This is a genomic window from Micromonospora zhanjiangensis, from assembly GCF_042650605.1.
GTDB classification, from domain to species: domain Bacteria; phylum Actinomycetota; class Actinomycetes; order Mycobacteriales; family Micromonosporaceae; genus Micromonospora_J; species Micromonospora_J zhanjiangensis.
The window spans coordinates 85,239-107,882 of sequence record NZ_JBHSBN010000011.1 but is presented as its reverse complement, the minus strand read 5'-3'; the positions used below and the strand labels follow the sequence as shown (position 1 = coordinate 107,882).

The window sequence follows — 22,644 nt, the reverse complement described above, 5'->3', positions numbered from 1 at the left end:
GCGGCAGCAGGAGGAGCGAATTCCGGCCGGAGCGGGCCCACTCGGTCGGCGGGATATGGCCAAACCGGTCACCTGGGCGGAATTGGCCCAGCACACTGGTGGGGCTGCGCGAATCCCGGCCTGGAGGCGACCATGGAGAGCCGAATCAAGGTGTTGGGGCACCCGGTGCACCCGATGCTGGTGATGTTTCCGGTGGCGCTCTTCGTGGCCGGGGTGATCTTCGACCTGGTCGACCTGTTCGGCGGCCCGCCGCTGTTCGGTCAGTTGGCGTACTACAACATCCTGGCCGGCCTGATCGGTGGCGTGCTGGCCGCGCTGGCCGGCGTCTTCGACCTGCTGGCCATCCCGGCCGGAACCCGGGCCAAACGGATCGGCGTGCTGCACGCGTTGATCAATACCGGGGTGATCCTGCTTTTCGCCGGCGTCTGGACCGTTCGCGGTTCGGCGATCGGGCACAGCGCCGGTGGCGGGGTGCTGGCCATCGAGGTGGTCGCCCTGGCCGGCGTGGCGGCCGGGGCTTGGTTCGGTGGTGAACTGGTGGACCGGCTCGGCGTGGGGGTGGACCTGGATGCCGACCTGAACGCCAGCAGTTCGCTGCGGCCCCGCGGACCGGTCAACAGCAAGCTCACCCAGATGCAACGGGAGTCCCGTTGACCGGCGGCGGCCCGCCGGACGTCGAGCTGACCGACATCGGCGACGGCTGGACCGTGGTGGCCCGGTTGCCGGGCGTGGCGCCCGAGGAGGTGGCCGTCGAACTCGACGACCGTGAGCTGTGCATCCGGGCCCGCTCCGAGGAGGAGGTCAACGCCGACCAGGGCCTGCCCCGCGCGGGCGCCCGGCACCGGTCCTTCGCACACCGGGTGAGGCTGCCGGACGCGGCGGACGCCGACCGGATCGATGCGGTGATGGACCACGGCCTGCTCACCGTGTTCCTGCCCCGGTCCGTTCCGCGTCGGCGGCGCAGCATCACCGTCGGCAGCCGGCTGTACGACCGGCTCCCCGGCGCCGGTCCGGCGGCGCATCCGGGCGCCCCGGCGGCCGGCCGGGAGCAGGCCGGCCAGGGATCCCGCGTGCACCGGGACCCGGCGACGCCCCGGCCCGACCTCGGCGCCACGGCCGTGCGGCAACCGCCGGGATGACCGACGACCACGACCGAGAACCGCGACCGATGAACGTTGACGATGACCGGGGGCTGGTGCCGGACGTACGCCGGATCGCCGTGCTGCGGGCCAACGCGCTCGGGGACTTCATCTTCACGTTGCCGGCCCTGGACGCACTGAAGGCCGCCTATCCGGACGCCGAACTGGTCCTGCTCGGCGCGCCCTGGCACGTCGGGCTGCTGCGGGACCGGCCCGGCCCGGTCGACCGGGTGCTCGTGGTGCCGCCGGCGCCCGGTATCCGTACCGCCGGGTCGGACGAGACCGCGGACCCGGCGGCGGCGATGGCGGAGTTCCTGGCCGCGGCCCGGCGGGAGCGGTTCGACCTGGCGGTGCAGATGCACGGCGGCGGGGCGAACTCGAACCCGCTGGTGTCCGCGCTCGGCGCCCGGCTCACCGCCGGGCTGCGGGCGCCGGACGCGCCGCCGCTGGACCGCTGGCTGCGGTACGTCTACTACCAGCCGGAGGTGGTCCGCTACCTGGAGGTGGCCGGCCTGGTCGGCGCCCCGCCGGTGGGCCTGGTGCCGCGGCTCGCGGTGACCGGGGCGGACCGGGCCGAGGCCGCCGCCGTGGTCGGCCCGCCGGGCCGGCCGCGGGCCGCGCTGCATCCGGGGGCCAGTGATCCGCGCCGCCGGTGGCCCGCCGAACGCTTCGCCGAGGTCGCGGACCGGCTGGTCGCCGACGGGTACGACGTCTACGTCACCGGCGCGCCGGACGAACGGCCGTTGGCCGATCGGGTGGTCGAGGCGGCCCGGTTGCCGGTCCGCTCGCTCGCCGGTGAGCTGTCCCTGAGCGGGCTGGTCGGGTTCCTGGCCGGCTGCGCGGTGCTGGTCTCCAACGACACCGGACCGGTGCACGTCGCGGCGGCGGTCGGTACGCCCACCGTGGGCATCTTCTGGGTGGGCAATCTGATCAACTGCGCGACACCGTTGCGGGCCCGGCACCGGCCGATCGGCTCGTGGACGGTGAACTGCCCGGTCTGCGGCGTCGACGGTGGCGGGGACGTCTACCCGGACCGGCCGAGCACCGGCAGTTGCGACCACCGGGAGTCGTACGTCACCGACGTACCGGTGGTGGAGGTCCTGGCGGCGGTCGCGGACCTGGCCGGCACCCGGGACCGGTAGCGGCGGCGGTGCCGGCAGCTTCCGCCACCGCGCCCGCCGGGGTTCACGATCCGTCCGTCCGGTTCGCCGGGCGGACGGACCTGCCGTCCGCGCCGAGGTCCAGCAACACCTCCCAGGCCTCCACGTCCCGCTCGGTCACCGTGGTCGGCGACTCCAGGTGGTACGCGCCGCTGGGCAGGACGCCGGCGCCGCCGTACCGTTCCAGCACCGCGAGCTGGACCGCGACGTCCTCACCCTGGTGCCGTTCGTCCAGCCGGGGCCAGAAGTCGAAACCGCCGCTGGCCAACAGCTTGGCCCGGTCGAAGAGCACGCAACCACCGATCCAGGACACCTTGTACGCCTGCCATCGCCCGTCCGTCAGGCCCAGTTCCGCGGTGACGTGCAACAGGTTGGCCGCGGAGTGGATCCGGGCCCGGTCCCAGGCCGGGGTGTCCGGTCGGACCCGCTCCGGCGTCGGCCGGCCCGGCCAGGGCTCGTAGAGCCGGTGCGTCTCCGGTCGTACGTCGTCCAGATAGGACAGCCCGTGCAGGCCGTTGCCGACGAAGCCGCAGCCCAGTTCCTCGATGGCGGCGAGCAGCCGGTCGACGGTGCCCGGTTCGAGCCAGACGTCGTCGTCGAGGCAGAGCACGTACCGGGCGGCCGACCGGTCCAGCAGGAACGCGCGGTGCTCGGCCAGCCCGCGCCTCGGCAGCCGTCGGGTCAGCAGCACCGGCCGGCCCCGGTGGCGCAGCGCCCGGACCAGCGTGGCGGCCGCCGGCGCCGCCCAGGACGGCTGCCCGTCGGACTGGTCGCTGACCACCACGCCGAACTCCGCCGGCCGATCCTGGGCGGCCAGCCCGGCCAGGGTGACCGCCAGTTCGGCGGGCCGGTCGCGGGTCGGGATCAGGACGTCCAGCAGCCGGTCCCGGCGGAACAGGTCGGGTGAACCCGGGTCCAGCGGCCGGTTCACCGCCGTTCGCCGGTGACGAAGGAACCTTCTTCCGCCGTCGACGGGCCGGTGGCGGTCGGCTGGCCGGCCGGCGTTGACGGGCCGGCCGTGGTCGGCCGGCCGGCGGGCGGGCCGGTGCCGGTGCCGGTGCTGGTGCCGGTGCCGGTGGCCTGGGAGCGGATCCGGTCGATGATCGCCGAGGTGGACCGGTCCGGTACGTAGCCGAGGGTGTGCACCTCGCCGCCGAGTTCGTGCACCAGTGGTGCCTCGGGCACCAGTTCCGGCGGGTAGTCGCCGCCCTTGACGTACACCTCCGGCCGGACCGTCTCGATCAACGCGGTCGGCGAGTCCTCCTCGAACACCACCACGTAGTCCACGCAGGACAGCGCCGCGAGCACCGCCACCCGGTCCTCGACCGGGTTCACCGGCCGGTCCGGTCCCTTCAGTCGGCGCACGCTGTCGTCCGAGTTGACCGCCACCAGCAACAGGTCGCCCAAGCCGCGGGCCTGCTCCAGGTACCGGACGTGACCCCGGTGCAGGACGTCGAAACAGCCGTTGGTGAACACGATCGAGTGACCGGCCCGCCGGTGCCGCTCCACCACCGCGCCGAGCCCGCCCGGCTCGACGACGTTCGGCCCGGCGTACTGCGGGGTCTGAACGCCGAGCGCGGCGAGCAGATCGTCCCGGTGGCAGATGCAGGTACCGGTGCCGGCGACGGTGACCGTCGCGGCCAGCTGGGCGAGCTGGGCGGCGACGTGCAACGGCGCCTCGGCGGCCAGGGCCAGCGTCATGGCCGCGAGGTACGCGTCACCGGCGCCGACCGTGTGGCTGGCCGGGACGGGGGTCGCGTGGCTGCGCCGGGGCTCACCGTCGGCGCCGCCGACCACCGCCCCGTCGGTGTCCAGGGTCACCGCGACCACGTCGGCGCCGGTCCGCTCGCGCAGCTCGGCGAGCCGGGACCGGGCCACCTCGGCCCGATCCTGGCCGTCGTCGAGCAGGCTCCCGCCGGCCGTCACCAGGTTGCCGCCGGCCAGCGCGAGTTCGTCCCCGGTGACGGTGATCCCGAGCCCGATCTCGCCGTGCGCCCGGGCGACCGGGCCGGCGCCGGCGGGTCGGCGGGGAGCCCGTCGGCCGCCGCCGTAGCCGGTCAGCAGGCGGGCCGCCTCGGCGAAGCTCGGTGTCACCACGGTCGGGGCGAGCCCGCGCCAGTCGGTCAGGTCGTGCGCGTCCAACGCCACGGTCGAGTACAGCCGGCGGTGTTCGACCAGCCAGGCCCGGACCGGCCCGGGCAGCGCGCCCAGGCCGTAGTCGCAGACCACCAGGGCCGGGTCGGTCGCCGTCCCGGTACGCAGCTCCTCGGTCGCCCGGGCGAGCGAGACCAGCAGTTCGCGGGTCGTCTCGTCGTGGAGCGTCTCGTCGGCGTCGCCCTCGTCCTCCCGTACCAGGATCTGGTTGCCGGCCAGCAGGCGCCGCTTGACCGGCGTCGGCCGGCCGGGCTGCGACACCGTCCGGTCCCAGACCCCGGCCCGGTCCAGGCAGTCGTGCACCTCGTCGCCGGCGACGTCCGCGCCGACCGGCGCCACCAGGGCCGCCTGCCCGCCCAGGGCGGCCAGGTTGACCGCGGTGTTGGCCGCGCCGCCGGCCGCCACCAGGCGCTTGCGGAGGGTCAACACCGGGGCGGGCGCCTCCCGGCAGAGCCGGTCCGACTCGGCGAACCGCCACTCGTCCAGCATCGCGTCCCCGACCACCAGCACGCCGCGTCCGGTCCAGCCGGTCACCACGGCGGCGAGTCTGCGTTGCTCAGCTGCCCCCGTCACCATGTCGTCGCGGATCCCCGGGGACGGTGGCGGCAAACCTGGACCGGCCGTGATGGCGTCCGCCACGGTGTGTTTGGTCCCGGGCGGCCCGGGAAGGTGATTGTGCGGAGGGCGACAAGGCGGACCGACCGGTCGCCCACCGCAGCCACCTCCCCCGGAAGGAGACCATCAGCATGGCTACCGCACTGCAGGGCAAGCGCATCGCGTTCCTGGCCACCGACGGCGTGGAGGAGGTCGAGTACACCAAGCCACGCGAGGCGGTCGAGTCCGCCGGGGCGCAGGTCGACCTGGTGTCCCTCGAGTCCGGGTCGATCCAGTCGTTCAACCACCTGGACAAGTCGAAGACGTACGACGTGGACGTGACCGCGGCCGAGGCGGACCCCGGCGCGTACGACGGGTTGGTGCTGCCCGGCGGGGTGGCGAACCCGGACTTTCTGCGGACCGATCCGGACGTGCTGCGGTTCGTCCGGGCGTTCTTCGACGCGGGCAAGCCGGTCGGGGCGATCTGCCACGGCCCGTGGACCATGATCGACGCCGGGGTGGTCGAGGGGCGGACGCTGACCTCCTGGCCGAGCCTGCGTACCGACCTGGCCAACGCCGGTGCCACCTGGGTCGACGAGCAGGTCTTCGTCGACAACGGCCTGGTCACCAGCCGTAAGCCGGACGACCTGCCGGCCTTCTGCAGCAAGATCGTCGAGGAGTTCGCCGAGGGGAAGCACTGATCCGAGCCGTTCCGGCCGGGCCGCCACGCACCTTATGGCGGCCCGGCCGAGCGATGCGCGGCGAATCGGACCGGCGTCGGTGCGGTCCGGCGGCATGTTTCGGCGCGGGTGGGGGAGGAGGGGGAATGACCACCGCTCACCACACCGCCGGGTCGAGACTGAGCCACCGGCAGATCCTGCTGTTGATGTCCGGCCTGATGACCGGCATGCTGCTCGCCGCCTTGGACCAGACCATCGTCGGCACCGCCCTGCCGACCATCGTCGGCGAGTTGGGCGGGATCAACCACTACTCGTGGGTGGTGACGGCGTACCTGCTGGCCTCGACCGCGTCCACCCCGCTGTACGGCAAGATGGCCGACCTGTACGGCCGCCGGCCGGTCTTCCTGTTCTCGATCGGGACGTTCCTGCTCGGCTCGCTGCTGGCCGGGATGTCGCAGAACATGGTGCAACTGGTGGTCACCCGGGGCGTCCAGGGGCTCGGCGCCGGTGGCCTGATGACGCTGGCGTTCACCATCATCTCGGACGTGGTGTCGCCCCGCGAACGCGGTCGCTACCAGGGCCTGTTCGGCGCGGTGTTCGGCCTGTCGTCGGTGGCCGGTCCGCTGGTGGGTGGCTACTTCGCCGAGCACAACTGGCGGTGGATCTTCTATCTCAACGTGCCGCTGGCGGTGGTCGCCATCGTGGTCTGCTACCGCGTGCTGCGGTTGATCCCGTTCACCCGCCGGGAGCACACCGTCGACTGGATCGGTGCCGGCCTGCTGGTGGCCGGGGTGAGCTGCGTGCTGCTGGCGCTGAGCTGGGGCGGCAGCCAGTACGCCTGGGGTTCCGGGACGATCATCGGGCTGTTCGTGGCCGGTGCCGTGCTCGCCGCGCTCTTCCTCCGTCAGGAGGGGCGGGTCGCCGAGCCGATCCTGCCGCTGGGCCTGTTCCGCCGGCCCACGTTCGCGCTGGCCAATGCCGCCGGCTTCGTGCTCGGCCTGGTGATGTTCGGGTCGATCATCTTCATCCCGCTCTACCTGCAGATCGTCAAGGGCGCCTCGCCGACCCGCAGCGGTCTGCTGATGCTGCCGATGATGGCCGGCATCATCGTCACCTCGGTGCTGTCCGGCTGGGCGATGAGCCGGATCGGCCGGTACAAGTGGTTCCCGGTGGCCGGCTCGGTGGTGCTGCTGGCCGGGATGCTGCTGTTCACCCGGCTTCAGGTGGACAGCCCGCTGTGGGAGGCGTTCATCTACCTGACGGTGATCGGGGTGGGGCTCGGACTGTGCATGCAGTCGCTGGTCCTCGCCGTGCAGAACGCGGTCGAGACGCGCGACCTGGGTGCCGGTACGTCGGCCGCCACGTTCTTCCGGTCGTTGGGTGGTTCGTTCGGCGTGGCGATCCTCGGCGCGGTGCTGACCAACCGGCTGAGCAGCGGGCTGGCGGAGCGGTTGCCGGGCGCGATCGCCCAGCTCCCGCCGGCGCAGCGGGCGCAGGTGGCGCAGCAGGCCGCCGGCGGCACGATCTCGATCAACGAGCCGGCCCGGATCCTCGCTCTGCCGGCGCCCATCCGGGCGGCCGTCCAGCAGGCGTTCGTCGGCTCGCTGCACACGGTGTTCCTGGTCGCCGGCCTGATCGCGATCATCGCGGTCGCGGTGACCCTGGCCCTGCCGGACCGCGAGTTGCGCGGCGGGGCCGGCCCGCGGGTGGTGGACGGGGAGAAGCTGCGGCGCGAGTCGATGGGCGAGGCGGCCACCGACATGGAGGCCCGCAGCCAGACCATGCTGTGACCGGACGCTGACGCGGAGTGGTCGAACGGAAGGTTTCCGCACCCCGGGCCGCGCCACCGGAGAGCGCTGTCTCCCGGACGAACAACCAGCTCACGAAGGGCAACCGGCGGCCGGTTCAAATCGGCGACCGGTTTCTTTGTGGAATCCATCACGATTGGTGATCCATCCGTTTCGGGTGATCCGCCCGTACCCGTGGCCGAGACGGAACTCACAGCGGACGAGTTCCGGCAGACATAGAGCAGGGAGGGCGGCGCCGGAGCAGGTGGACCGGCATTCCGAACCCGGTCCCGGAAGCACGCGGAAGGAACACGGATGGACAAACGACGGGTCATTCTGACGGCGGCCGTGGTGGCGACCGTGGGTGGTGCCGCGGCGTTGACGTTGCCCTCGTTCGCCGGAACCCAGAAGGACAGACCACCGGCGCAGACGAGCGGCCCGAAGGTCTCGCCGTTGATGCTCAACGCACTCGCGCGCGACCTGCACCTCACCCCCGAGCAGGCCCAGCAGCGCCTGCGGCAGGACGCGCAGTTCATCCGTACCGCCCAGACGCTGAAGAGTCAGGTCGGCGCCGCCTGGGCCGGGGCCTGGGTGGACAAGACAGGCAAGACGCTGAACGTGGCGGTCACCGACGCGCGGAAGACCGACACGATCTCCAAGATGGGCGCCCGGCCGATGGTGGTCAAGCGCTCCGCGGTCCAGCTCAACAAGGTCAAGCTGGCCCTGGACAGCCGCGCCGCCCAGGCCAAGTCCTCGGTGACCGGCTGGTTCGTCGATCCGGCCAGCAACCAGGTGGTCGTGCTCAGCCGATCCACCCCGGCGGCCCGGGCGCTGATGACGGCCGCGGGCGTCGACACCGACATGGTCCGGGTGGTGGCGACGAAGGGTCAGCCCCGCCTGCTCGCCGGGCCGACCGCCCCGGCCGGTGCCGGCGAGTCCGCCGACGACGGCCGCGGCGGGGCCGCTGACAAGGGGCAGGCCGGGAACGCCGGCAACGGTCAGGCCGGGAACGGTAACGGGCAGGCCGGGAACGGGCAGGCGGTCCGGGGTGGGCTGCCGTACATCATCAACGGCCAGGCCCGCTGCTCGGTGGGCTTCGCGGTGGAGGGCGGGTTCCTGAGCGCCGGTCACTGCGGCCAGCAGGGTGACACCACGGCCGCGCTGAGCGGCGGCGCGCTGCGGAACCAGGGCGTGTTCGTCGAGTCGACATTCCCGGAGAACGACTTCTCGTTCGTCAAGACGGAGGCCGCCTTCACCCCGGTCGCCGAGGTGGAGAGCTTCAACGGGCAGACCCGACCGGTCGAGGGCGGCCAGCCGCTGCCAGTGGCCGGCTCGACCGAGGCGCCGGTGGGCACCGCGGTCTGCAAGTTCGGCTCCACCACCGGGGCGAGCTGCGGCACGGTCCAGGCGCTGAACGCCACCGTGCAGTTCGCCGACCCGGCGGGCGGGGCCGGAACGGTCACCGTCAACGGGCTCACCCAGACCGACGCGTGTGCCGAGGGCGGCGACTCCGGTGGCCCGTTCCTCGCCGGCGACCAGGCGCAGGGCACCGTCTCCGGTGGGAACGGTGACTGCACGGTGGGCGGGACCACCTTCTTCCAGCCGGTGAACGCGGCCCTGCAGACCCTCAAGCTGACCCTGCTGACCTCCGGCGGTGGGGACGCGGGCGCGGGGGCCGGTGACGCGGGCGCGGGTTCGGCCGACCCGGGTGCCGGGAGCGCCGGTGCGGTCACCCAGCCGGGGACGGCCAACCGCGGCCACCGGTAGCCGACGCCACCGGTAGGCACCGCCACCGGTAGCCGACGCCTCGGGGCGTCCCGCGCCGTACCCGGCCGGGACGCCCTGAGGCTTATTTGAGGATCATCCGGCCGGACTGCTCGTACCGGGCCAGGTCGGTGAGGGTCTCCAGCACCGCGTGCCCCATCGGCGTGGGCAGTTCGTCCGGGCCGTAGAAGCCGGCGTCGGTGGTCTCGTCGGTGCTGGTCAGCAGCTCGCCCGACCACTCGTCGACCCGGAACGCCACGGTGAAGAGCTGATACGTGTGGCCGTACATGTTGGTGAACGTCCGGTCCGGCCCGGTGTACATGGCGAACGGGGTGAGCGCGGTGGCCCGCAGCCCGGTCTCCTCCCAGACCTCGCGGCCCGCGCAGTCGGTGATCGACTCACCGAGTTCCATCGCGCCGGCCGGCAGCGCCCAGTGGCCGTTGTCCGAGCGCCGGATCATCAGCACCCGGCCGGCGTCGTCGGTCAGCACCGCCTTGGCGCCGACGAACATCAGCGTGCGCTCCTCGTCCAGTGCCCGCAGTTGCCCGAGGTACGACTCGGCCCAGGAAATGCTCATCCCGTTAATGTAGAGGGTTTCGCCATGTGAGCTGCGCCACTACGTTCTACCCATGCGTAGCACGATGATGGACGCCCCCCTGCTGGTCTCCCGCATCCTCGAACACGGCAGCACCGTGCACGGCCGGTCCGAGGTGGTCACCTGGACCGGCGCCGAGCCGCGCCGGATGACGTACGCCGAGGTGGGCGCCACGGCGGCGCGGCTGGCCCACGCGCTGCGGGACGACCTCGGCGTCACCGGCGACCAGCGGGTGGCCACCTTCATGTGGAACAACAACGAGCACCTGGTGGCCTACTTCGCGGTCCCGGCGATGGGGGCGGTGCTGCACACGCTCAACATCCGGCTCTTCCCGGAACAGGTCGCCTACATCGCCACCCACGCGCAGGACCGGGTGGTGCTTGTCGACGGCACGCTGATCCCGCTGCTGGCGAAGGTGCTGGCCCAACTGTCGACCGTCGAGCACGTGGTGGTGGTCGGCGCCGGCGACCCGGCACCGCTGGTCGAGGTGGCCGGCGGGCGGGTGGCCGTACACCACTGGGCGGACCTGCTGCGCGACAAGCCCGACCGGTACGACTGGCCGGAACTCGACGAGCGGGACGCGGCCGCGCTCTGCTACACCTCCGGCACCACCGGCAACCCCAAGGGGGTCGCCTACTCGCACCGGTCGATCTGGTTGCACTCCCTGCAGGTCTGCATGCCGGAGGGCTTCGGTCTGGGGCCGACCGCCCGGGAGTTGGCCATCGTCCCGATGTTCCATGCCATGTCCTGGGGCATCCCGTACGCCGCGTTCATCTCCGGCGCGTCGCTGATCATGCCGGACCGGTTCCTCCAGGGTGCCCCGATCGCGCAGATGATCGCCGCCGAGCGGCCCACCCTGGCCGGCGCGGTGCCGACCATCTGGACCGACCTGCTCGCCCACCTGGACGCCAACGAGGTGGACACGTCGTCACTGACCGAGGTGATCGTCGGCGGGTCGGCCTGCCCGCCGGCGTTGATGCACGCCTTCGCCGAACGGCACGGCGTCGACGTGGTGCACTCCTGGGGGATGACCGAGATGTCGCCGCTCGGTTCGGTCGCCCGGCCACCGGCGGGAGCCACCGGCGACGAGGCCTGGCGCTACCGGTACAGCCAGGGGCGGATCCCCGCCGGGGTGGCCGCCCGGATCATCGGGCCGGACGGGCGACCGTTGCCCGCCGACGGCGAGTCCGTGGGGGAGATCGAGGTACGCGGTCCGTGGGTCACCGCCCGGTACCTCGGCGACGACACACCCGACCCGGACAAGTTCCGGGACGGGTGGTTGCGCACCGGCGACGTGGGGACGCTCTCCCCGGACGGTTACCTGACGCTGACCGACCGCGCCAAGGACGTGATCAAATCGGGTGGGGAGTGGATCTCCTCGGTCGACCTGGAGAACGCCCTGATGGCACATCCGGCCGTGCTGGAGGCCTGCGTCGTCGGGGTGCCGGACGACCGGTGGGACGAGCGTCCCCTGGCCACCGTCGTGCTGCGGGACGGTGCTGCCGCCAGCGCCGAGGAGCTGCGCGAATTCCTCGGCGGTCGGGTGGCCCACTGGCAGGTGCCGGAGCGGTGGTCGTTCATCGAGGCCGTGCCGAAGACCTCGGTCGGCAAGTTCGACAAGAAGCAGGTCCGGTCCCGGTACGCCGAGGGCGTGCTGGAGGTGAGCCGGTTCGAGTGAGCCCGGTTCCGGCGCCCGGTCGTCGGCCTGCCATCCTGGCCGGGTAGCCAGTCCAGTCGTACCGATCGGGAGGCCGGCTTCACATGGTCCGAACCTGGCGTCACCTGCCCCCGCAGGCCCGGGCCGTGGCGGTGACCGCGGTGGCCGCCGTCGAGGCGGCCGGCGACCGCGACGCCGCCCGGTACGACGAGGCGGTGGAGGCGCTCGCCGCGCTCGACCCGGAGCGGGTCGGGCTGGTGCTGAGTGGCGTGGTCCGGCTGCTGTTGGAGGCGTCCCACCCGGACGGCCTCACCGGCGAGGACGCGCAACTGGTGCTGACCCGGTGCGTCCGGTCGGCGGCCGGGTGGCAGCCGGACGTCGACGTGGACGTGCTGGTACGGCTGCTCACCGGCGCGTTGGGCGTCCACCCACCGGAGGAACAGGCCGGCCCGCCGCAGCCGGTCGAGGTCGCCCGGCACGCCCCGCTGCTGGTGGTGGACCTGGTCGCCGCGGCCGGGGTGCCGTTCGCCGACACGCTGACCGCCGCGCTCACCGAGATCGAGCGTGACCAGGTGATGGACCTGCCCTGAGCGCCCCCGCCGGGAGGCACGGGCCCGGGGCGGACCGCCCGAGGAACCCGCCCCGCCGATGTGACACCGCCGAGCGGTCAGCCCTCGGTAGGGGTGATCAGCACCTTGCCCACCGTCGCGTTCCGCACCGCCTCGTGCGCCGCCGCCGTCCGCTCCAGCGGGAAGTAGTGCAGCGGCAGCCCGGCGTCGTCGCCGACCCGGACCGCCCCCTCGGCCGCGGCCTCCGCCACGTCGTCGACGGTCTGCTTCTTGGCCACCGCGGGCACGGTGTAGACCAGCACGAACTGCCACCGGGCGTTCGGCGCCATCATCGGCCGGACCGGCAGGGTGACCTCGCCGCCACCGTCGTCGGCGTACATCGCCACCGCCGCGTGCGGGGCGAGCACCTGGGCGTCGATCGCCGCGTTGCGCGAGGGGGAGACCTCGACCACGGCGTCCACGCCGTGCGCGGCGATCTTCCGTACCTCGGCGACCACGTCCTGCCGCCGGTAGTCGATCACGTGGGAGGCCCCGGCGGCCATCGCGAGCTGCGCTTTCTTCGGGCTGCTGACCGTGGCGATCACGGTGGCGTCCGCCCAGCGGGCCAGCTGGACGGCGGCGTTGCCGACCGCGCCGGCACCACCCTGGACCAGCACCGTCCGGTCGGTCAACGCACCGGCTTGCAGGTGCCGCGGCATCGTCTCGCCGACCGTGAGGCAGCGGTGCGCGGTCAGGAACGGGATGCCGAGGCCGGCACCCAGGTCGAACGAGGCGTCACCGAGGCGAACCGCCTGGCCGACCGGGACGGTGGTGTACTCCGCGGCGGTGCCCCAGGGCCGCCGCCAGGCGGCCTCCCAGATCCACACCCGCTCGCCGACCAGGTCCGCGTCCACGCCGGTGCCGACCCGTTCGACCACTCCCGCGCCGTCTTGGCCCGGCACCTGCCAGCCGTACGGCGGGGCCGCGCCGGAACCGTCGCCCTGCCGGGTCTTCCAGTCGGTCGGGTTGACCCCGGAGACCGCCACCCGGACCAGCACCTCGCCGGGCCCGGGCTCCGGCACCGGCCGGTCGACCAGCTCCAGCACCGAAGAATCACCGGTACGGTCGTAGACGATCGCCTTCATCACGCGTTCTCCTCACCGGTCGGCCCTCGGCCCGACCCGCCCACCATCCTGCTCGGCCAGCGGTAGGCGTACCCGGATTTCGGCGTCCAACCCGGGCGGGCGCGGCCTACCGGCGGTCGGTGCCGGCGCGGTTGCGCAGCAGCTCGACCACCTCGACGGCGCGGCCCTGGTCGACCAGCAACTGGGTGAGCAGGCCGACCGAGGCCCAGTCGTTCTCGTCGAGCCCCTCGCGGAGCAGGTCGATCGCCTCGGTGACCCGCCCCTGGGCGACGAACAGCGAGGCCAGCGCGGTACGCGCGGTCGACTCGCCCCGGTCCGCGGCCAGCCGCCAGAACTGCTCGGCCTCGGCGTCCCGCCCCTGGTCGCGCAGCAGTCCGGCCAACCGGGACGCGGCGTGCCAGTCGCCGCTCTCGGCCAGGGTCCGCAACTCGTCCGTCCGACCCCGGTCGGCCAGCAGGTCGACCAGCACGCTGCCGGCGCCGGCCTCGCCGGCCTCGGCCAGGTCGCGCAGGTAGCCGGTCGGATCCGGGACCGAGCTGAGCCCGTCGGACTCCGCGCCGAAGAACCGGCTGCCGCCGAACTCCTGACGCAACTGGTCGTCCAGGTCGTCGGCCAACTCGATCATCGCCCGCAGGGCGATCAGCAGGTGGGTCGGCTGGAACTCGTGACCGAAGACCGGGATGGACGCCCAGACCGTGTCGCCGGTGCAGTAGATCCGGCCGATGACCATGCCGTTGGTCAGGTCGGACAGCCGCCGGTAGAGCGTCTCGGTGGGCTGTATCCCGGACAACAGCGGAGAGAAGACGTCGATCAGCGGCGGGTTCTCCTGGACCCGTACGAAGATCATGGCGGAACCGGCCCGGATGCCGATGTCCCCGTCCGAGTCCACCCGCAACTGATCGGCGGTGCTGCCCAGCAGCTCGGCGACCACCATCTTGACCTGCTCGGCCAGCTTCGAGCCGGCGAAGTGCTCCCCGTAGACGGGGTCGCTCGCCGCGCGCGTCGTCCGGGCTATCGGCCGGGCCGCGAGCGCGGCCGCCAACCGGGTACGCGCCGGTAGCGGCGCCGACGCGGTGGTGGTGGACGGTCGGGCCGCGAGCGCGTTCAGCAGCCGATCGCCGAACCTGTCAGACGTTGCCATCCCTGCCGCCCCCGCCCGTTCGACGTTGCTCGTCGGAACTCTGATCCAACACTCGGATCTGGTCGAACATCTTCGCGATGACCAGTGGGGCCGTCACTCCGAAGATGAACGTGGCGAACTCGGTGGTCGCCACCCCACCGGCGCCCGCCGCCGCGGCGAGTCCGGTGCCGGCAAGTGCCCGCAGGATCACGGCGAAGATGACGATGGGCAGGTCGGCCCTGGTTCGCCACGGCCACTGCCAGCGACCCTTCGACTCGGTCGTCGGACGCATCATCCCGTAGAGGTTGAGCGCCTCGGCGACGCAGCTGCCGATCAGTCCCCAGGTCGCGGCTATCCATAGAGGCACGTCCCTACTCTATCGATACCGTGCACAGTGGCTGATCGCGGGAACCTCGGGGCACCGCGCCCAAACCTGCGGTCATGTCTGGACGATAGCTCGGCCGGGCAACCCGGACCCGGTCACGACGCGGTGGCCAGAGGTCACCACCGTGGTCGGCCCGGTCGTCGTCGGTCGCGGGACCCGGTAGGGTCCGCCCGGTGTGCCGCTACCGTCTGACCGTCGGGCCCCTGTGGTGACCGCGGTCGCCACCGTCTCCGGGCCCGCCGTCCAATCGACCCGGATCACCCCGCCCCGGCTGCCGTCGCTGACCGGACTGCGGTGGGTCGGCGCGATGCTGGTCTTCGGATTCCACGTCGGGACGATGCACGTCATCGCCGACCGTGACTACGCGAGCGTACTGAGCTGGACCTTCGGCCTGGGCCTGTCCGGGGTGCAGTTCTTCTTCATCCTCAGCGGGTTCGTGCTGGTCTGGTCGGCCCGACCGGGCGACCCGGTGCTGTCGTTCTGGCGGCGCCGGTTCGCGAAGATCTATCCGAGCCACCTCGTCATGTGGGCCGTCGTCGTCGGTTACCTCTTCTACCTGGGGTTCCAGCAGAACCCCAAGGTGCTGCTGGCCAACCTCTTCCTGGTCCAGGCGTGGACGCCGACGCAGGGCTACTTCTACAGCGTCAACACGGTCAGCTGGTCGCTGTCCTGCGAGATGTTCTTCTACCTCTGCCTGCCGTTGGTGCTGCCACTGATCCGCCGGATGCGGCCGTGGATGCTCTGGGCCGTGATCGTGGCCATGCCACTGTTGATCCTGTCGCTCGGGCCGGTGCAGCACCTGGTGCCCGAGTCGGACCGGTGGTGGTTCACCCAGGTCTTCCCGGTGGCCCGCTCGCTGGAGTTCTGGCTCGGTGTCGCCGCCGCCGAGTTGATGCTGCGCGGCCGGTGGCGCGGCCCCGGCCTGGCTACGGCCAGCGTGATCTTCCTGGGGACCTGGGTGGTCGCCTCGGCCCACTGGATCCCGGCCGGCTACTGGACCACGGTGCTGTCCGTCGTCTACCTCCTGGTGATCACCGCCGCCGCCCGGGCCGACGTACGCGGCACCCGGTCGCCGTGGCGGGCCCGACCGATGGTGTGGCTCGGCGAGGTGTCCTTCGCCTTCTACCTGGTGCACGTGTTCGTGGTGTTGACGGTGTTGCGGGAGACCGGCTACCCGCACGGCCTGCCCGGCTGGTGGGGACCCCTCGGCGCGGTCGGGTTCCTGCTGCTCAACCTGCTGCTGGCCTGGCTGATGTTCCGGTTCGTGGAAACGCCGATGGTGCGCCTGCTCAAGCCGGCCCGACGGGCGCCCGCGGCGGCGCGGAACCCGACGGTTGCGGCCGAGGCGTCACCGCCCGGGGCCGTGCCGGCGCCGGTCGCGGTGCCCCGGCCGCGGACCGGGCCCGCCGAGGACGCCCGGGACGGCAGCCCGGGCCGGGTCGGCGAACTCGCGTCGGATCGTGGGTGACGGACGACGGCGGCCAGGTCAGAGCACGCAGAACTCGTTCCCCTCCGGATTCGCCGGAGCGGCCCTCGGCGCACCGGACCGTCGTTATCCGAGCTGGCCGGTCAGCGCCTGGACCTCCGAATAGCTGGGCGGATGCGGTTCGGTACGGTCCCCGCCGTTGCGGATGGTGGCGGCGGTCCGTACGGCGGCGCCCAGCGCGGTCCGGAACAGCAGCGAACCGGTGCTCACCCGGGCCACCCGCAGTCGGGCCAGCCCGGACAGGGTGTGCCGGTCCGACAGGTAGAGCACGTTCAGCGGCGCCGCGATCTCGTCGACCAGCGTGCGGATGGCGTCGTCGTCGGCGACGCCCGGGACGAAGATCCCGTCCGCGCCGGCGTCGACGTACCCGGCGGCCCGGCGCAGCGCCTCGTCCAGCGGTGCCTCGGTGGACAGCCAGAACGGGTCGGTCCGGGCGTTGACGAACAACTCCGGCACCCGGTCCTTGACGGCGGTGATCTTCGCGCCGTGCAGCGTCGGGTCGACCAGGCCGCCGCCCGGGGCGCCGTCCTCCAGGTTCACCCCCACCGCGCCGGCGTCGGCCAGTTCGGCGGCCAGGTCGGCGACGTCGTACGGGTCGTCGCTGAAGCCGGCCTCGATGTCCACCGTGATCAGGCTCGGCAGCCGGCCGAGGGCGCGGGCCAGCGCGAGCGTCTCGGCCCGGGCCGCCGCCACCGCGTCCGGTTTGCCGGCGGCGGCCGCGACGCCGAGGCTGGTGGTGCCGACGGCCGGGTGCCCGTCCCGGGTCAGGGCGGCGGCCGAGGCGTAGTCCCAGGCGTTCGGCAGGAACAGCGGACGGTCGGCGTGGTGCAGTTCGCGGAAGGCGGCGAAACGGTTCACCGGCCGACCGTACGGCCCGGGCGCTTCGGCCGGCGCCGAAACGCGTACGGGTCAGCCGAGCGCGCGAACCGCCGGCCCGGTCAGCTCGTCGATCGAACCGATCACCAGGTGGGCCTGGCGCTCGGCGTCCGGGTCGAGCGGGTAGGACCCGTGCGGGACGGCCACCACCCGCATCCCGGCGGCCGCGGCCGACCGTACCCCGTTCGAGGAGTCCTCCACCGCGACGCAGCGGGCGGGGGCGACACCCAGCCGCTCGGCGACCGTGCGGTAGACGTCCGGGGCCGGCTTCCCGCGGGCGACCCGCTCGGTGGAGAGGGTGACCCGGAACGCGTCGGTCAGCCCGGCCGCGGCCAGTGCCACGTCGATCAGCCGCGGCGGCGACGAGCTGGCCAGGCCGAGCGGCCAGTCGGCGGCCAGCGCGCGGACCACCCGGTCCGCGCCGGGGATCAGCGGTACGTGCTCGCGGTAGCGCCCGGCCATCTCGTCGACCACCTCGGTGGCCACCCGCTCCGCCGACCGGTCCACCCCCAGTTCGCCGCTGAGGTACGCGGCCCACTCGCCGGTGCTCATGCCCATCAGCCGGCGCTGGGTGTCCGGCTGCCACCGCCCGCCGTGCGCGGCGACGTATCCCCGGCGCACCTGCTCCCAGACCGGTTCAGAATCCACCAGTACGCCGTCGAGGTCGAAAATCACCGCGTCCACCACGTCGCCCATCCTGCCCGACCGGTCCGGTGCCGGCACGCCGTCCCGGCCGGCCGTGGTGATCAGGGCTGCGGAACGGCAGCCCGCACCCGGGCGGGCGGGGCGGTCGAGGTGATCGCGGAAACGGTGGCCGGCACGACGGGAACCGGCCGCAGGCCGGCCGGCGGCTCGGTGACCGGCAGCCGCTCGCCCTCCAGGAAGGCCCGCAGGTTGGCCAGCACCGCGGTCCACCGCGCGGCCCAGGCCGCCTCTTCGTCGGGCCCGGCGAACCGGTCGTGCGTCAGCCGCAGCCGTACCCGGCCATCGTCCCGCGGTGCCAGGTCGAAGGCGACCCGCCCGTACGGCTGCTCGGCCGGCCCGCCGTCGGCCGGGTGCTGGCGCAGGCCGTAGCACAACCGCCGGACCGGGGTGCTCTCCTCGATCGGGCCCTCGGCGACCAGCACGTCCGACGCGCCGTCGTACAGGGCGACCGGGGAGCCGACCCGCCAGTCCGACTCGATCCGCAGGTCGAACCAGTAGAACCGGGTGAGAGTGCCGGCGGTCAGCGCGGTCCACAGCCGCTGCGGCGAGGTCGTGATGTCGATTTCGTGGACGAATGCCGCCTCAGCCATGCGTGCTCTCCCCCTCGTCGCTCGCGGTACCGTTCCCGTGGACGCGGTCGGCACCGTCCCGCTCGTTCCCGGTTGGCGGCGGAGTTCACCCGCGTCCCGACGTGTGTCGGGCGGCAGAACGGGCACCCCGGTGGCCCGCTCTGCCACTGCGCCCGCCTCGGCCGCGCTCTGCCCGTGCCGGGCGAGGGCCCGCGCTGCCCGTGCCGGGCGAGGGCCCGCGCCGGGCGGGGGTCGGCTGGCATACTCGCCAGCCATGGTGTTGTCGCGCGGTTGGTCGGCCTTCCTGGTCGGGGTGGGTGTGTGGACCTGGGTGATCTGGCCGAGGTTCGCCCTGGCGATCTGGAACGATCCCCGCGCCTGGTCGACCGGACGGGTCGGTGCCGGTCCGGCGACCGGCTTCCTGTGGGTGCACGCCCTGCTCATCGCCGCCTCGCTGGTGATCGGCACGACGGCCGGCGTGCTCGGCGTCCGCGGCTGGCTGGCCGCTCGCCGGTCCCGCTGACGGCGACCCGCGACCCGGCCGCTCAGCCGAGCGGCGGGGGTGGGATCACTGCACGCCCAGCACGTCGACGACGAAGCGCAGCGGGCCAGCCGGCCGGCCACCGCTGGGGTTGTCGCCGTACGCCAGGTCGGACGGGATGTCGAGCTGCACCCGGCTGCCGACCTTGGCGCCGACCAGGCCCTGGTCCCAGCCCTTGATCACGTTCCCGCCGCCGAGCTGGAAGCTGAACGGCTCGGACCGGTTCCAGGACGCGTCGAACTCCTTGCCGCTCTGGTAGCTGACCCCGACGTAGTTGACCGTGATCTGCTGACCCGCCTGGGCGGCCGGGCCGGTGCCCTCGATGAGCGGCTTGGCGACCAGTTTGGTCAGCGCGCCGGTGCCGGCGGTGACGGTCGGCTTGCTGCCCAGCGCCGGGTCGGCACCGGCCGGCAGTTGCGGGAAGGCCCCGGCGGTCGCCGACGGCGCGCCGGACGCACCGGCGGACGACCCGGCGTCGGCGGTGGGCTTGTCGGCCGGTTTGTCGGAGCCACCGAAGATCACGAAGGTCGCGATGATCACCCCGACCACGGCCACGCCGGCGAGCGCGCCGAGGATCGTCTGCCGGCGACGCCGAGCGGCGGCGGCCCGGGCCCGTTCGGCCTTCGCCGCGGCCCGTCGTTCCGGCTTGGTCATCTGCTGCCAGTCCGGCTCACCCGTGTTCCGCCGGCTACCCACCTGTCCGCTCACCGCCGACACGCTACCGGTCGACGGCCGTCCATGGCAGTCCCGCGACGACCTGGGATCAGGCGGACTTGCGAGTGGCCTTCTTCGCCGTGGTCTTCTTCGCGGCGCCGGAGGCCGCCTTCTTCGTACCGGTGGCCTTCTTCGCGGTGGTCTTCTTCGCCGCCTTCTTCTCCGGGGTCGCCTTCTTCGCCGGCGCGGCCTTCTTCTGCTGCGCCTTCTTGGCGGACTTGGCCGCGGAGATCGGGGTGGGCCTGGTCGCACCGCCGCCGGTCGGCTCGCCGCGGGCGGTCCGGGCCCGCTCCACCGACGCCTTCAGGGCGGCCATCAGGTCCACCGCCGCCGCCGGCGCCGCCTCCTCTTCCTCCGGCACGACCACCTCGCGGCCCTCCACCTTCGCGTCGATGACCTCCTGCAACGCCGTACGGTAGTCGTCGGTGAAGGCGTCCGGCTGGAACTCCCCGGTCATCGAGTCGATCAGGGAACTGGCCATCGCCAGCTCCGGCGGCCGGACCTTGATGTCCTCGTCCAGGAAGCCGAAGGCGGCCGTGCGGATCTCGTCCGGCCACAACATCGTGTTGAGCAGCAGCACGCCCTCGCGGACCCGGAGCGTGGCGAGTTGCTCGCGCTGGCGCAGCGCCACCTTGACGATGGCCACCCGCTCCGAATCCAGCAGCGCGTCCCGCAACAGCACGTACGGCTTGGTGGCCGTGCCCTCCGGTTCGAGGAAGTACGCCTTGTTGTAGAGGATCGGATCGACCTGTTCGGCCGGGACGAATTCGAGTACGTCGATCGCGCGGGAGGTGGACAGCGGAAGTTCGGCGAAATCCTCGTCGGTGAGGATGACCATCTCCCCGCCGCCGAGGTCGTACCCCTTGGCGATGTCGTCGTAGCTGACCTCCTCGCCGCAGACCGAGCAGGTCCGCTTGTAGCGGATCCGCCCGCCGTCCTCGCGGTGCACCTGGTGGAACCGGATGTCCTTCTCCTCGGTCGCGGAGAACACCCGCACGCCGATGGAGACCAGACCGAACGACACGGCGCCCTTCCAGATAGCCCGCATCCTCCGCACTCCTCGCCTCGGCGGTCCTCCGCCTCCAGTGTCACCAGCATTGACCAGGATCGCATCCGATCCAACCGGCCGCGAGGAAATCGCGGCGGATCTAGGCTGGTCAGGTGGCCGGCGCTCCGTTGAAGCCGATGCTCGCAGTCACCGGGGAGCTGCCCACCGGCCCCGGCTGGGGCTACGAGTTCAAGTGGGACGGCGTACGCGCCCTCGCGGAGGTCGGCGGTGGCGCCGGGCTGCGGATGTTCGCCCGGTCCGGCGCCGAGATCACCGCGGCCTATCCGGAGGTCGCCGGATTGGCCCGCCAGGTGGACGACGTCCTGCTGGACGGGGAGATGGTGGTGTTGGGTGAGGACGGGGTGCCGTCGTTCACCGCCCTGGCCGAGCGGATGCACGTACGCGAAAAGGGCCGGGCGGCCCGGCTCGCGGCCAGCATGCCGGCGACGTACATGATCTTCGACCTGCTCCGGCTGCGCGGCGCGGACCTGGCCCGGTGGTCGTACGTCGAACGTCGCCGGGCCCTCGACTCGCTCGGCCTCGGCGGGCCGGGCTGGACCGTGCCGCCGGTCTTCCCGGACGGCGCGGCGACCTGGCAGGCGGCCGGCGAGCACGGGCTGGAGGGGGTGGTGGCCAAACAACTCCACTCGGTCTACCGGCCGGGGGTGCGCTCGCCGGACTGGGTGAAGGTCAAGCTGGAGGTGACCGCCGACTTCGTGGTCGGCGGCTGGCGACCCGGCGTACGCCGGATCGGCGGCCTGCTGGTCGGCGTGCCGACGGCCGACGGGCGGCTGCTGTTCCGGGGTCGGGTGGGCGGCGGTATCGGGACGGCCGCCGAACGGGCCCTGCTGACGGTGCTGGAGCCGTTGCGGACCGACCGACCACCGTTCGCCGACCCGGTGCCGCGGGAGGATGCCCGGGGTGCCGTCTGGGTAAGACCGGAGGTGGTGGTCGAGGTGAAGTACGGCCAGCGCACCCCGGACGGGCGGCTGCGCTTCCCCCGGCTGCTGCGGTTGCGTCCGGACAAGACCGTGGAGGATGTCGAGGATGTCTGACCGGACCAGGGTCGAGGTGGACGGCCGGCAGCTGGAGCTGTCCAACCTGGACAAGGTGCTCTATCCGGCGGCCGGGTTCACCAAGGCTGAGGTGATCGACTATTACACCCGGGTCGCCCCGGTGCTGCTGCCGCACCTGCGGGACCGGCCGTTGACCCGGATCCGGTTCCCCAACGGCGTCGACCAGAAGTCGTTCTTCGAGAAGAACACGCCGGCCAGCACCCCCGACTGGGTGCGGGTCGAGACCCTGCCCGCGCCGGGTTCGACCAAGGGGCGGGAGACGATCGACTACGTCGTGGCCGACGACCTGCCCACCCTGGTCTGGCTGGCCAACCTCGCCGCGCTGGAGCTGCACACCCCGCAGTGGAAGATCGGCTCCGACCCGGACATGCTGGTGGTCGACCTGGACCCGGGCGCGCCGGCGGCGCTGAAGGAATGCTGCGCCGTCGCGGTCCGGATGCGCGACCGACTCGCCGAGGACGGCGTGGCCAGCTTTCCGAAGACCTCCGGCAAGAAGGGGATGCAACTGTGCTGCCCCATCTCCGGCCGGCAGCCCGCCGACCTGGTGTCGGCGTACGCCAAACGGATCGCCGCGGAGCTGGAACAGGCCGATCCGAAAAAGATCACGTCGAAGATGGCCAAGCAACTGCGCCGCGGAAAGATCTTCATCGACTGGAGCCAGAACAACGCGGCGAAGACGACCGTGTCGCCCTACTCGCTGCGCGCCGAGCCGCTACCGACCGTGTCGACCCCGTTGACCTGGGACGAGGTGGAGGCGGCCACCGGGGGTCGGCAGGCTGCCGTCCGTCCGTTCACCACCGCCCAGGTCCTGGACCGGATCGACGAGTACGGCGACCTGATGACCGCCCTGCTCGACGGCGGCCCCGGACTGCCCACCTGAAGCGCGGGCCAGCGCCATCAG

At 72.7% G+C, this 22,644-nt stretch carries 22 protein-coding genes and 1 pseudogene; 12 read left to right on the top strand and 11 right to left on the bottom strand.

Features of this window, described 5'->3' with window-relative positions; genetic code table 11:
• The first annotated feature begins 132 nt into the window (after window positions 1-132).
• The 3 genes from ACFOX0_RS17625 to ACFOX0_RS17615 are packed head-to-tail and all read left to right on the top strand — an operon-like array spanning window position 133 to window position 2,281.
• On the top strand, window positions 133-654 hold the full coding sequence (locus tag ACFOX0_RS17625; protein ID WP_377547046.1) for a DUF2231 domain-containing protein: 522 nt from the start codon (window positions 133-135) through the stop codon (window positions 652-654).
• A complete protein-coding gene (locus tag ACFOX0_RS17620; RefSeq protein ID WP_377547043.1) occupies window positions 651-1,139 on the top strand; it encodes an Hsp20/alpha crystallin family protein in 489 nt (162 codons plus the stop codon). The genes ACFOX0_RS17625 and ACFOX0_RS17620 overlap by 4 nt, the downstream gene beginning before the upstream one ends.
• A gap of 29 nt (window positions 1,140-1,168) precedes the next feature.
• The gene (locus ACFOX0_RS17615) at window positions 1,169-2,281 is read left to right on the top strand and encodes a glycosyltransferase family 9 protein (RefSeq protein WP_377547040.1); all 1,113 of its coding nucleotides are present in this window, start codon (window positions 1,169-1,171) and stop codon (window positions 2,279-2,281) included.
• A gap of 43 nt (window positions 2,282-2,324) precedes the next feature.
• On the opposite strand, the gene ACFOX0_RS17610 is transcribed toward ACFOX0_RS17615, so the two are convergent.
• Window positions 2,325-3,230 (bottom strand): glycosyltransferase, encoded by a 906-nt coding sequence (locus tag ACFOX0_RS17610; protein WP_377547038.1) that lies wholly within the window; start codon window positions 3,228-3,230, stop codon window positions 2,325-2,327.
• A complete protein-coding gene (gene rfaE2 / locus ACFOX0_RS17605; protein ID WP_377547035.1) occupies window positions 3,227-5,029 on the bottom strand; it encodes a D-glycero-beta-D-manno-heptose 1-phosphate adenylyltransferase in 1,803 nt (600 codons plus the stop codon). The genes ACFOX0_RS17610 and rfaE2 overlap by 4 nt, the downstream gene beginning before the upstream one ends.
• A gap of 170 nt (window positions 5,030-5,199) precedes the next feature.
• Here rfaE2 and ACFOX0_RS17600 point away from each other — a divergent pair, with 170 nt between their 5' ends.
• The 3 genes from ACFOX0_RS17600 (at window position 5,200) to ACFOX0_RS17590 (ending at window position 9,281) form a co-directional block, all read left to right on the top strand.
• Window positions 5,200-5,748 (top strand): type 1 glutamine amidotransferase domain-containing protein, encoded by a 549-nt coding sequence (locus ACFOX0_RS17600; RefSeq protein WP_377547032.1) that lies wholly within the window; start codon window positions 5,200-5,202, stop codon window positions 5,746-5,748.
• Between the two features lie 125 nt (window positions 5,749-5,873).
• Window positions 5,874-7,517 carry an MDR family MFS transporter gene (locus tag ACFOX0_RS17595; RefSeq protein ID WP_377547029.1) on the top strand — a complete coding sequence of 548 codons (1,644 nt, stop codon included), beginning with the start codon at window positions 5,874-5,876 and terminating at the stop codon, window positions 7,515-7,517.
• Between the two features lie 312 nt (window positions 7,518-7,829).
• Window positions 7,830-9,281 carry a S1 family peptidase gene (locus ACFOX0_RS17590; RefSeq protein WP_377547027.1) on the top strand — a complete coding sequence of 484 codons (1,452 nt, stop codon included), beginning with the start codon at window positions 7,830-7,832 and terminating at the stop codon, window positions 9,279-9,281.
• 82 nt (window positions 9,282-9,363) lie between these two features.
• Here ACFOX0_RS17590 and ACFOX0_RS17585 read toward each other — a convergent pair whose 3' ends face one another.
• Entirely contained in the window at window positions 9,364-9,855 is a 492-nt protein-coding gene (locus ACFOX0_RS17585; RefSeq protein ID WP_377547025.1) for an NUDIX domain-containing protein, read from the bottom strand.
• Window positions 9,856-9,907: 52 nt separating this feature from the next.
• Between ACFOX0_RS17585 and ACFOX0_RS17580 the strand changes: the two genes are divergently transcribed.
• Window positions 9,908-11,551 (top strand): fatty acid--CoA ligase, encoded by a 1,644-nt coding sequence (locus ACFOX0_RS17580; protein WP_377547023.1) that lies wholly within the window; start codon window positions 9,908-9,910, stop codon window positions 11,549-11,551.
• Between the two features lie 83 nt (window positions 11,552-11,634).
• Window positions 11,635-12,120, top strand: coding sequence for a hypothetical protein (locus tag ACFOX0_RS17575; RefSeq protein ID WP_377547020.1), 486 nt, complete (start codon window positions 11,635-11,637; stop codon window positions 12,118-12,120).
• 77 nt (window positions 12,121-12,197) lie between these two features.
• Here ACFOX0_RS17575 and ACFOX0_RS17570 read toward each other — a convergent pair whose 3' ends face one another.
• From ACFOX0_RS17570 to ACFOX0_RS17560, 3 genes and pseudogenes are all read right to left on the bottom strand, one after another.
• Entirely contained in the window at window positions 12,198-13,223 is a 1,026-nt protein-coding gene (locus ACFOX0_RS17570; RefSeq protein ID WP_377547382.1) for an NADPH:quinone reductase, read from the bottom strand.
• Between the two features lie 556 nt (window positions 13,224-13,779).
• Window positions 13,780-14,175: pseudogene (locus ACFOX0_RS17565) on the bottom strand (T3SS (YopN, CesT) and YbjN peptide-binding chaperone 1); the annotation flags it as partial.
• Between the two features lie 175 nt (window positions 14,176-14,350).
• Window positions 14,351-14,710, bottom strand: coding sequence for a hypothetical protein (locus tag ACFOX0_RS17560; protein WP_377547018.1), 360 nt, complete (start codon window positions 14,708-14,710; stop codon window positions 14,351-14,353).
• A gap of 223 nt (window positions 14,711-14,933) precedes the next feature.
• Between ACFOX0_RS17560 and ACFOX0_RS17555 the strand changes: the two genes are divergently transcribed.
• The gene (locus ACFOX0_RS17555; protein WP_377547015.1) at window positions 14,934-16,196 is read left to right on the top strand and encodes an acyltransferase family protein; all 1,263 of its coding nucleotides are present in this window, start codon (window positions 14,934-14,936) and stop codon (window positions 16,194-16,196) included.
• A gap of 84 nt (window positions 16,197-16,280) precedes the next feature.
• Here ACFOX0_RS17555 and ACFOX0_RS17550 read toward each other — a convergent pair whose 3' ends face one another.
• The 3 genes from ACFOX0_RS17550 to ACFOX0_RS17540 are packed head-to-tail and all read right to left on the bottom strand — an operon-like array spanning window position 16,281 to window position 18,385.
• Window positions 16,281-17,072, bottom strand: a complete 792-nt coding sequence (locus ACFOX0_RS17550) for an isocitrate lyase/PEP mutase family protein (protein WP_377547013.1) — start codon at window positions 17,070-17,072, stop codon at window positions 16,281-16,283.
• 51 nt (window positions 17,073-17,123) lie between these two features.
• Window positions 17,124-17,777 carry an HAD family hydrolase gene (locus ACFOX0_RS17545; RefSeq protein ID WP_377547010.1) on the bottom strand — a complete coding sequence of 218 codons (654 nt, stop codon included), beginning with the start codon at window positions 17,775-17,777 and terminating at the stop codon, window positions 17,124-17,126.
• A 59-nt stretch (window positions 17,778-17,836) separates the two neighbouring features.
• Window positions 17,837-18,385, bottom strand: coding sequence for an SRPBCC domain-containing protein (locus tag ACFOX0_RS17540; RefSeq protein ID WP_377547008.1), 549 nt, complete (start codon window positions 18,383-18,385; stop codon window positions 17,837-17,839).
• A 253-nt stretch (window positions 18,386-18,638) separates the two neighbouring features.
• Between ACFOX0_RS17540 and ACFOX0_RS17535 the strand changes: the two genes are divergently transcribed.
• Entirely contained in the window at window positions 18,639-18,887 is a 249-nt protein-coding gene (locus tag ACFOX0_RS17535) for an SCO4848 family membrane protein (protein WP_377547005.1), read from the top strand.
• A gap of 45 nt (window positions 18,888-18,932) precedes the next feature.
• Here the strand turns inward: ACFOX0_RS17535 and ACFOX0_RS17530 are convergent, their stop codons facing one another.
• Window positions 18,933-19,613: an FKBP-type peptidyl-prolyl cis-trans isomerase gene (locus ACFOX0_RS17530; RefSeq protein ID WP_377547003.1), complete on the bottom strand. Its 681-nt coding sequence runs from the start codon at window positions 19,611-19,613 to the stop codon at window positions 18,933-18,935.
• A 55-nt stretch (window positions 19,614-19,668) separates the two neighbouring features.
• Window positions 19,669-20,667: a non-homologous end joining protein Ku gene (ku, locus tag ACFOX0_RS17525; protein ID WP_377547001.1), complete on the bottom strand. Its 999-nt coding sequence runs from the start codon at window positions 20,665-20,667 to the stop codon at window positions 19,669-19,671.
• A 113-nt stretch (window positions 20,668-20,780) separates the two neighbouring features.
• Between ku and ligD (ACFOX0_RS17520) the strand changes: the two genes are divergently transcribed.
• Window positions 20,781-21,722: a non-homologous end-joining DNA ligase gene (gene ligD, locus ACFOX0_RS17520; RefSeq protein WP_377546999.1), complete on the top strand. Its 942-nt coding sequence runs from the start codon at window positions 20,781-20,783 to the stop codon at window positions 21,720-21,722.
• Window positions 21,715-22,623 carry a non-homologous end-joining DNA ligase gene (gene ligD, locus ACFOX0_RS17515; protein WP_377546997.1) on the top strand — a complete coding sequence of 303 codons (909 nt, stop codon included), beginning with the start codon at window positions 21,715-21,717 and terminating at the stop codon, window positions 22,621-22,623. The genes ligD (ACFOX0_RS17520) and ligD (ACFOX0_RS17515) overlap by 8 nt, the downstream gene beginning before the upstream one ends.
• The last annotated feature ends 21 nt before the right edge of the window (window positions 22,624-22,644 follow it).

What these genes read in the sequence shown, in the direction of transcription:
- ACFOX0_RS17625 (WP_377547046.1), top strand. Translation starts at nt 133, where the DNA reads ATGGAGAGCCGAATCAAGGTGTTGGGGCACCCGGTGCACCCGATGCTG.
- ACFOX0_RS17615 (WP_377547040.1), top strand. Translation starts at nt 1,169, where the DNA reads ATGAACGTTGACGATGACCGGGGGCTGGTGCCGGACGTACGCCGGATC.
- rfaE2 (WP_377547035.1), bottom strand. Translation starts at nt 5,029, where the DNA reads ATGGTGACGGGGGCAGCTGAGCAACGCAGACTCGCCGCCGTGGTGACC.
- ACFOX0_RS17600 (WP_377547032.1), top strand. Translation starts at nt 5,200, where the DNA reads ATGGCTACCGCACTGCAGGGCAAGCGCATCGCGTTCCTGGCCACCGAC.
- ACFOX0_RS17595 (WP_377547029.1), top strand. Translation starts at nt 5,874, where the DNA reads ATGACCACCGCTCACCACACCGCCGGGTCGAGACTGAGCCACCGGCAG.
- ACFOX0_RS17590 (WP_377547027.1), top strand. Translation starts at nt 7,830, where the DNA reads ATGGACAAACGACGGGTCATTCTGACGGCGGCCGTGGTGGCGACCGTG.
- ACFOX0_RS17585 (WP_377547025.1), bottom strand. Translation starts at nt 9,855, where the DNA reads ATGAGCATTTCCTGGGCCGAGTCGTACCTCGGGCAACTGCGGGCACTG.
- ACFOX0_RS17580 (WP_377547023.1), top strand. Translation starts at nt 9,908, where the DNA reads ATGCGTAGCACGATGATGGACGCCCCCCTGCTGGTCTCCCGCATCCTC.
- ACFOX0_RS17575 (WP_377547020.1), top strand. Translation starts at nt 11,635, where the DNA reads ATGGTCCGAACCTGGCGTCACCTGCCCCCGCAGGCCCGGGCCGTGGCG.
- ACFOX0_RS17570 (WP_377547382.1), bottom strand. Translation starts at nt 13,223, where the DNA reads ATGAAGGCGATCGTCTACGACCGTACCGGTGATTCTTCGGTGCTGGAG.
- ACFOX0_RS17540 (WP_377547008.1), bottom strand. Translation starts at nt 18,385, where the DNA reads ATGGCTGAGGCGGCATTCGTCCACGAAATCGACATCACGACCTCGCCG.
- ACFOX0_RS17535 (WP_377547005.1), top strand. Translation starts at nt 18,639, where the DNA reads ATGGTGTTGTCGCGCGGTTGGTCGGCCTTCCTGGTCGGGGTGGGTGTG.
- ku (WP_377547001.1), bottom strand. Translation starts at nt 20,667, where the DNA reads ATGCGGGCTATCTGGAAGGGCGCCGTGTCGTTCGGTCTGGTCTCCATC.
- ligD (WP_377546997.1), top strand. Translation starts at nt 21,715, where the DNA reads ATGTCTGACCGGACCAGGGTCGAGGTGGACGGCCGGCAGCTGGAGCTG.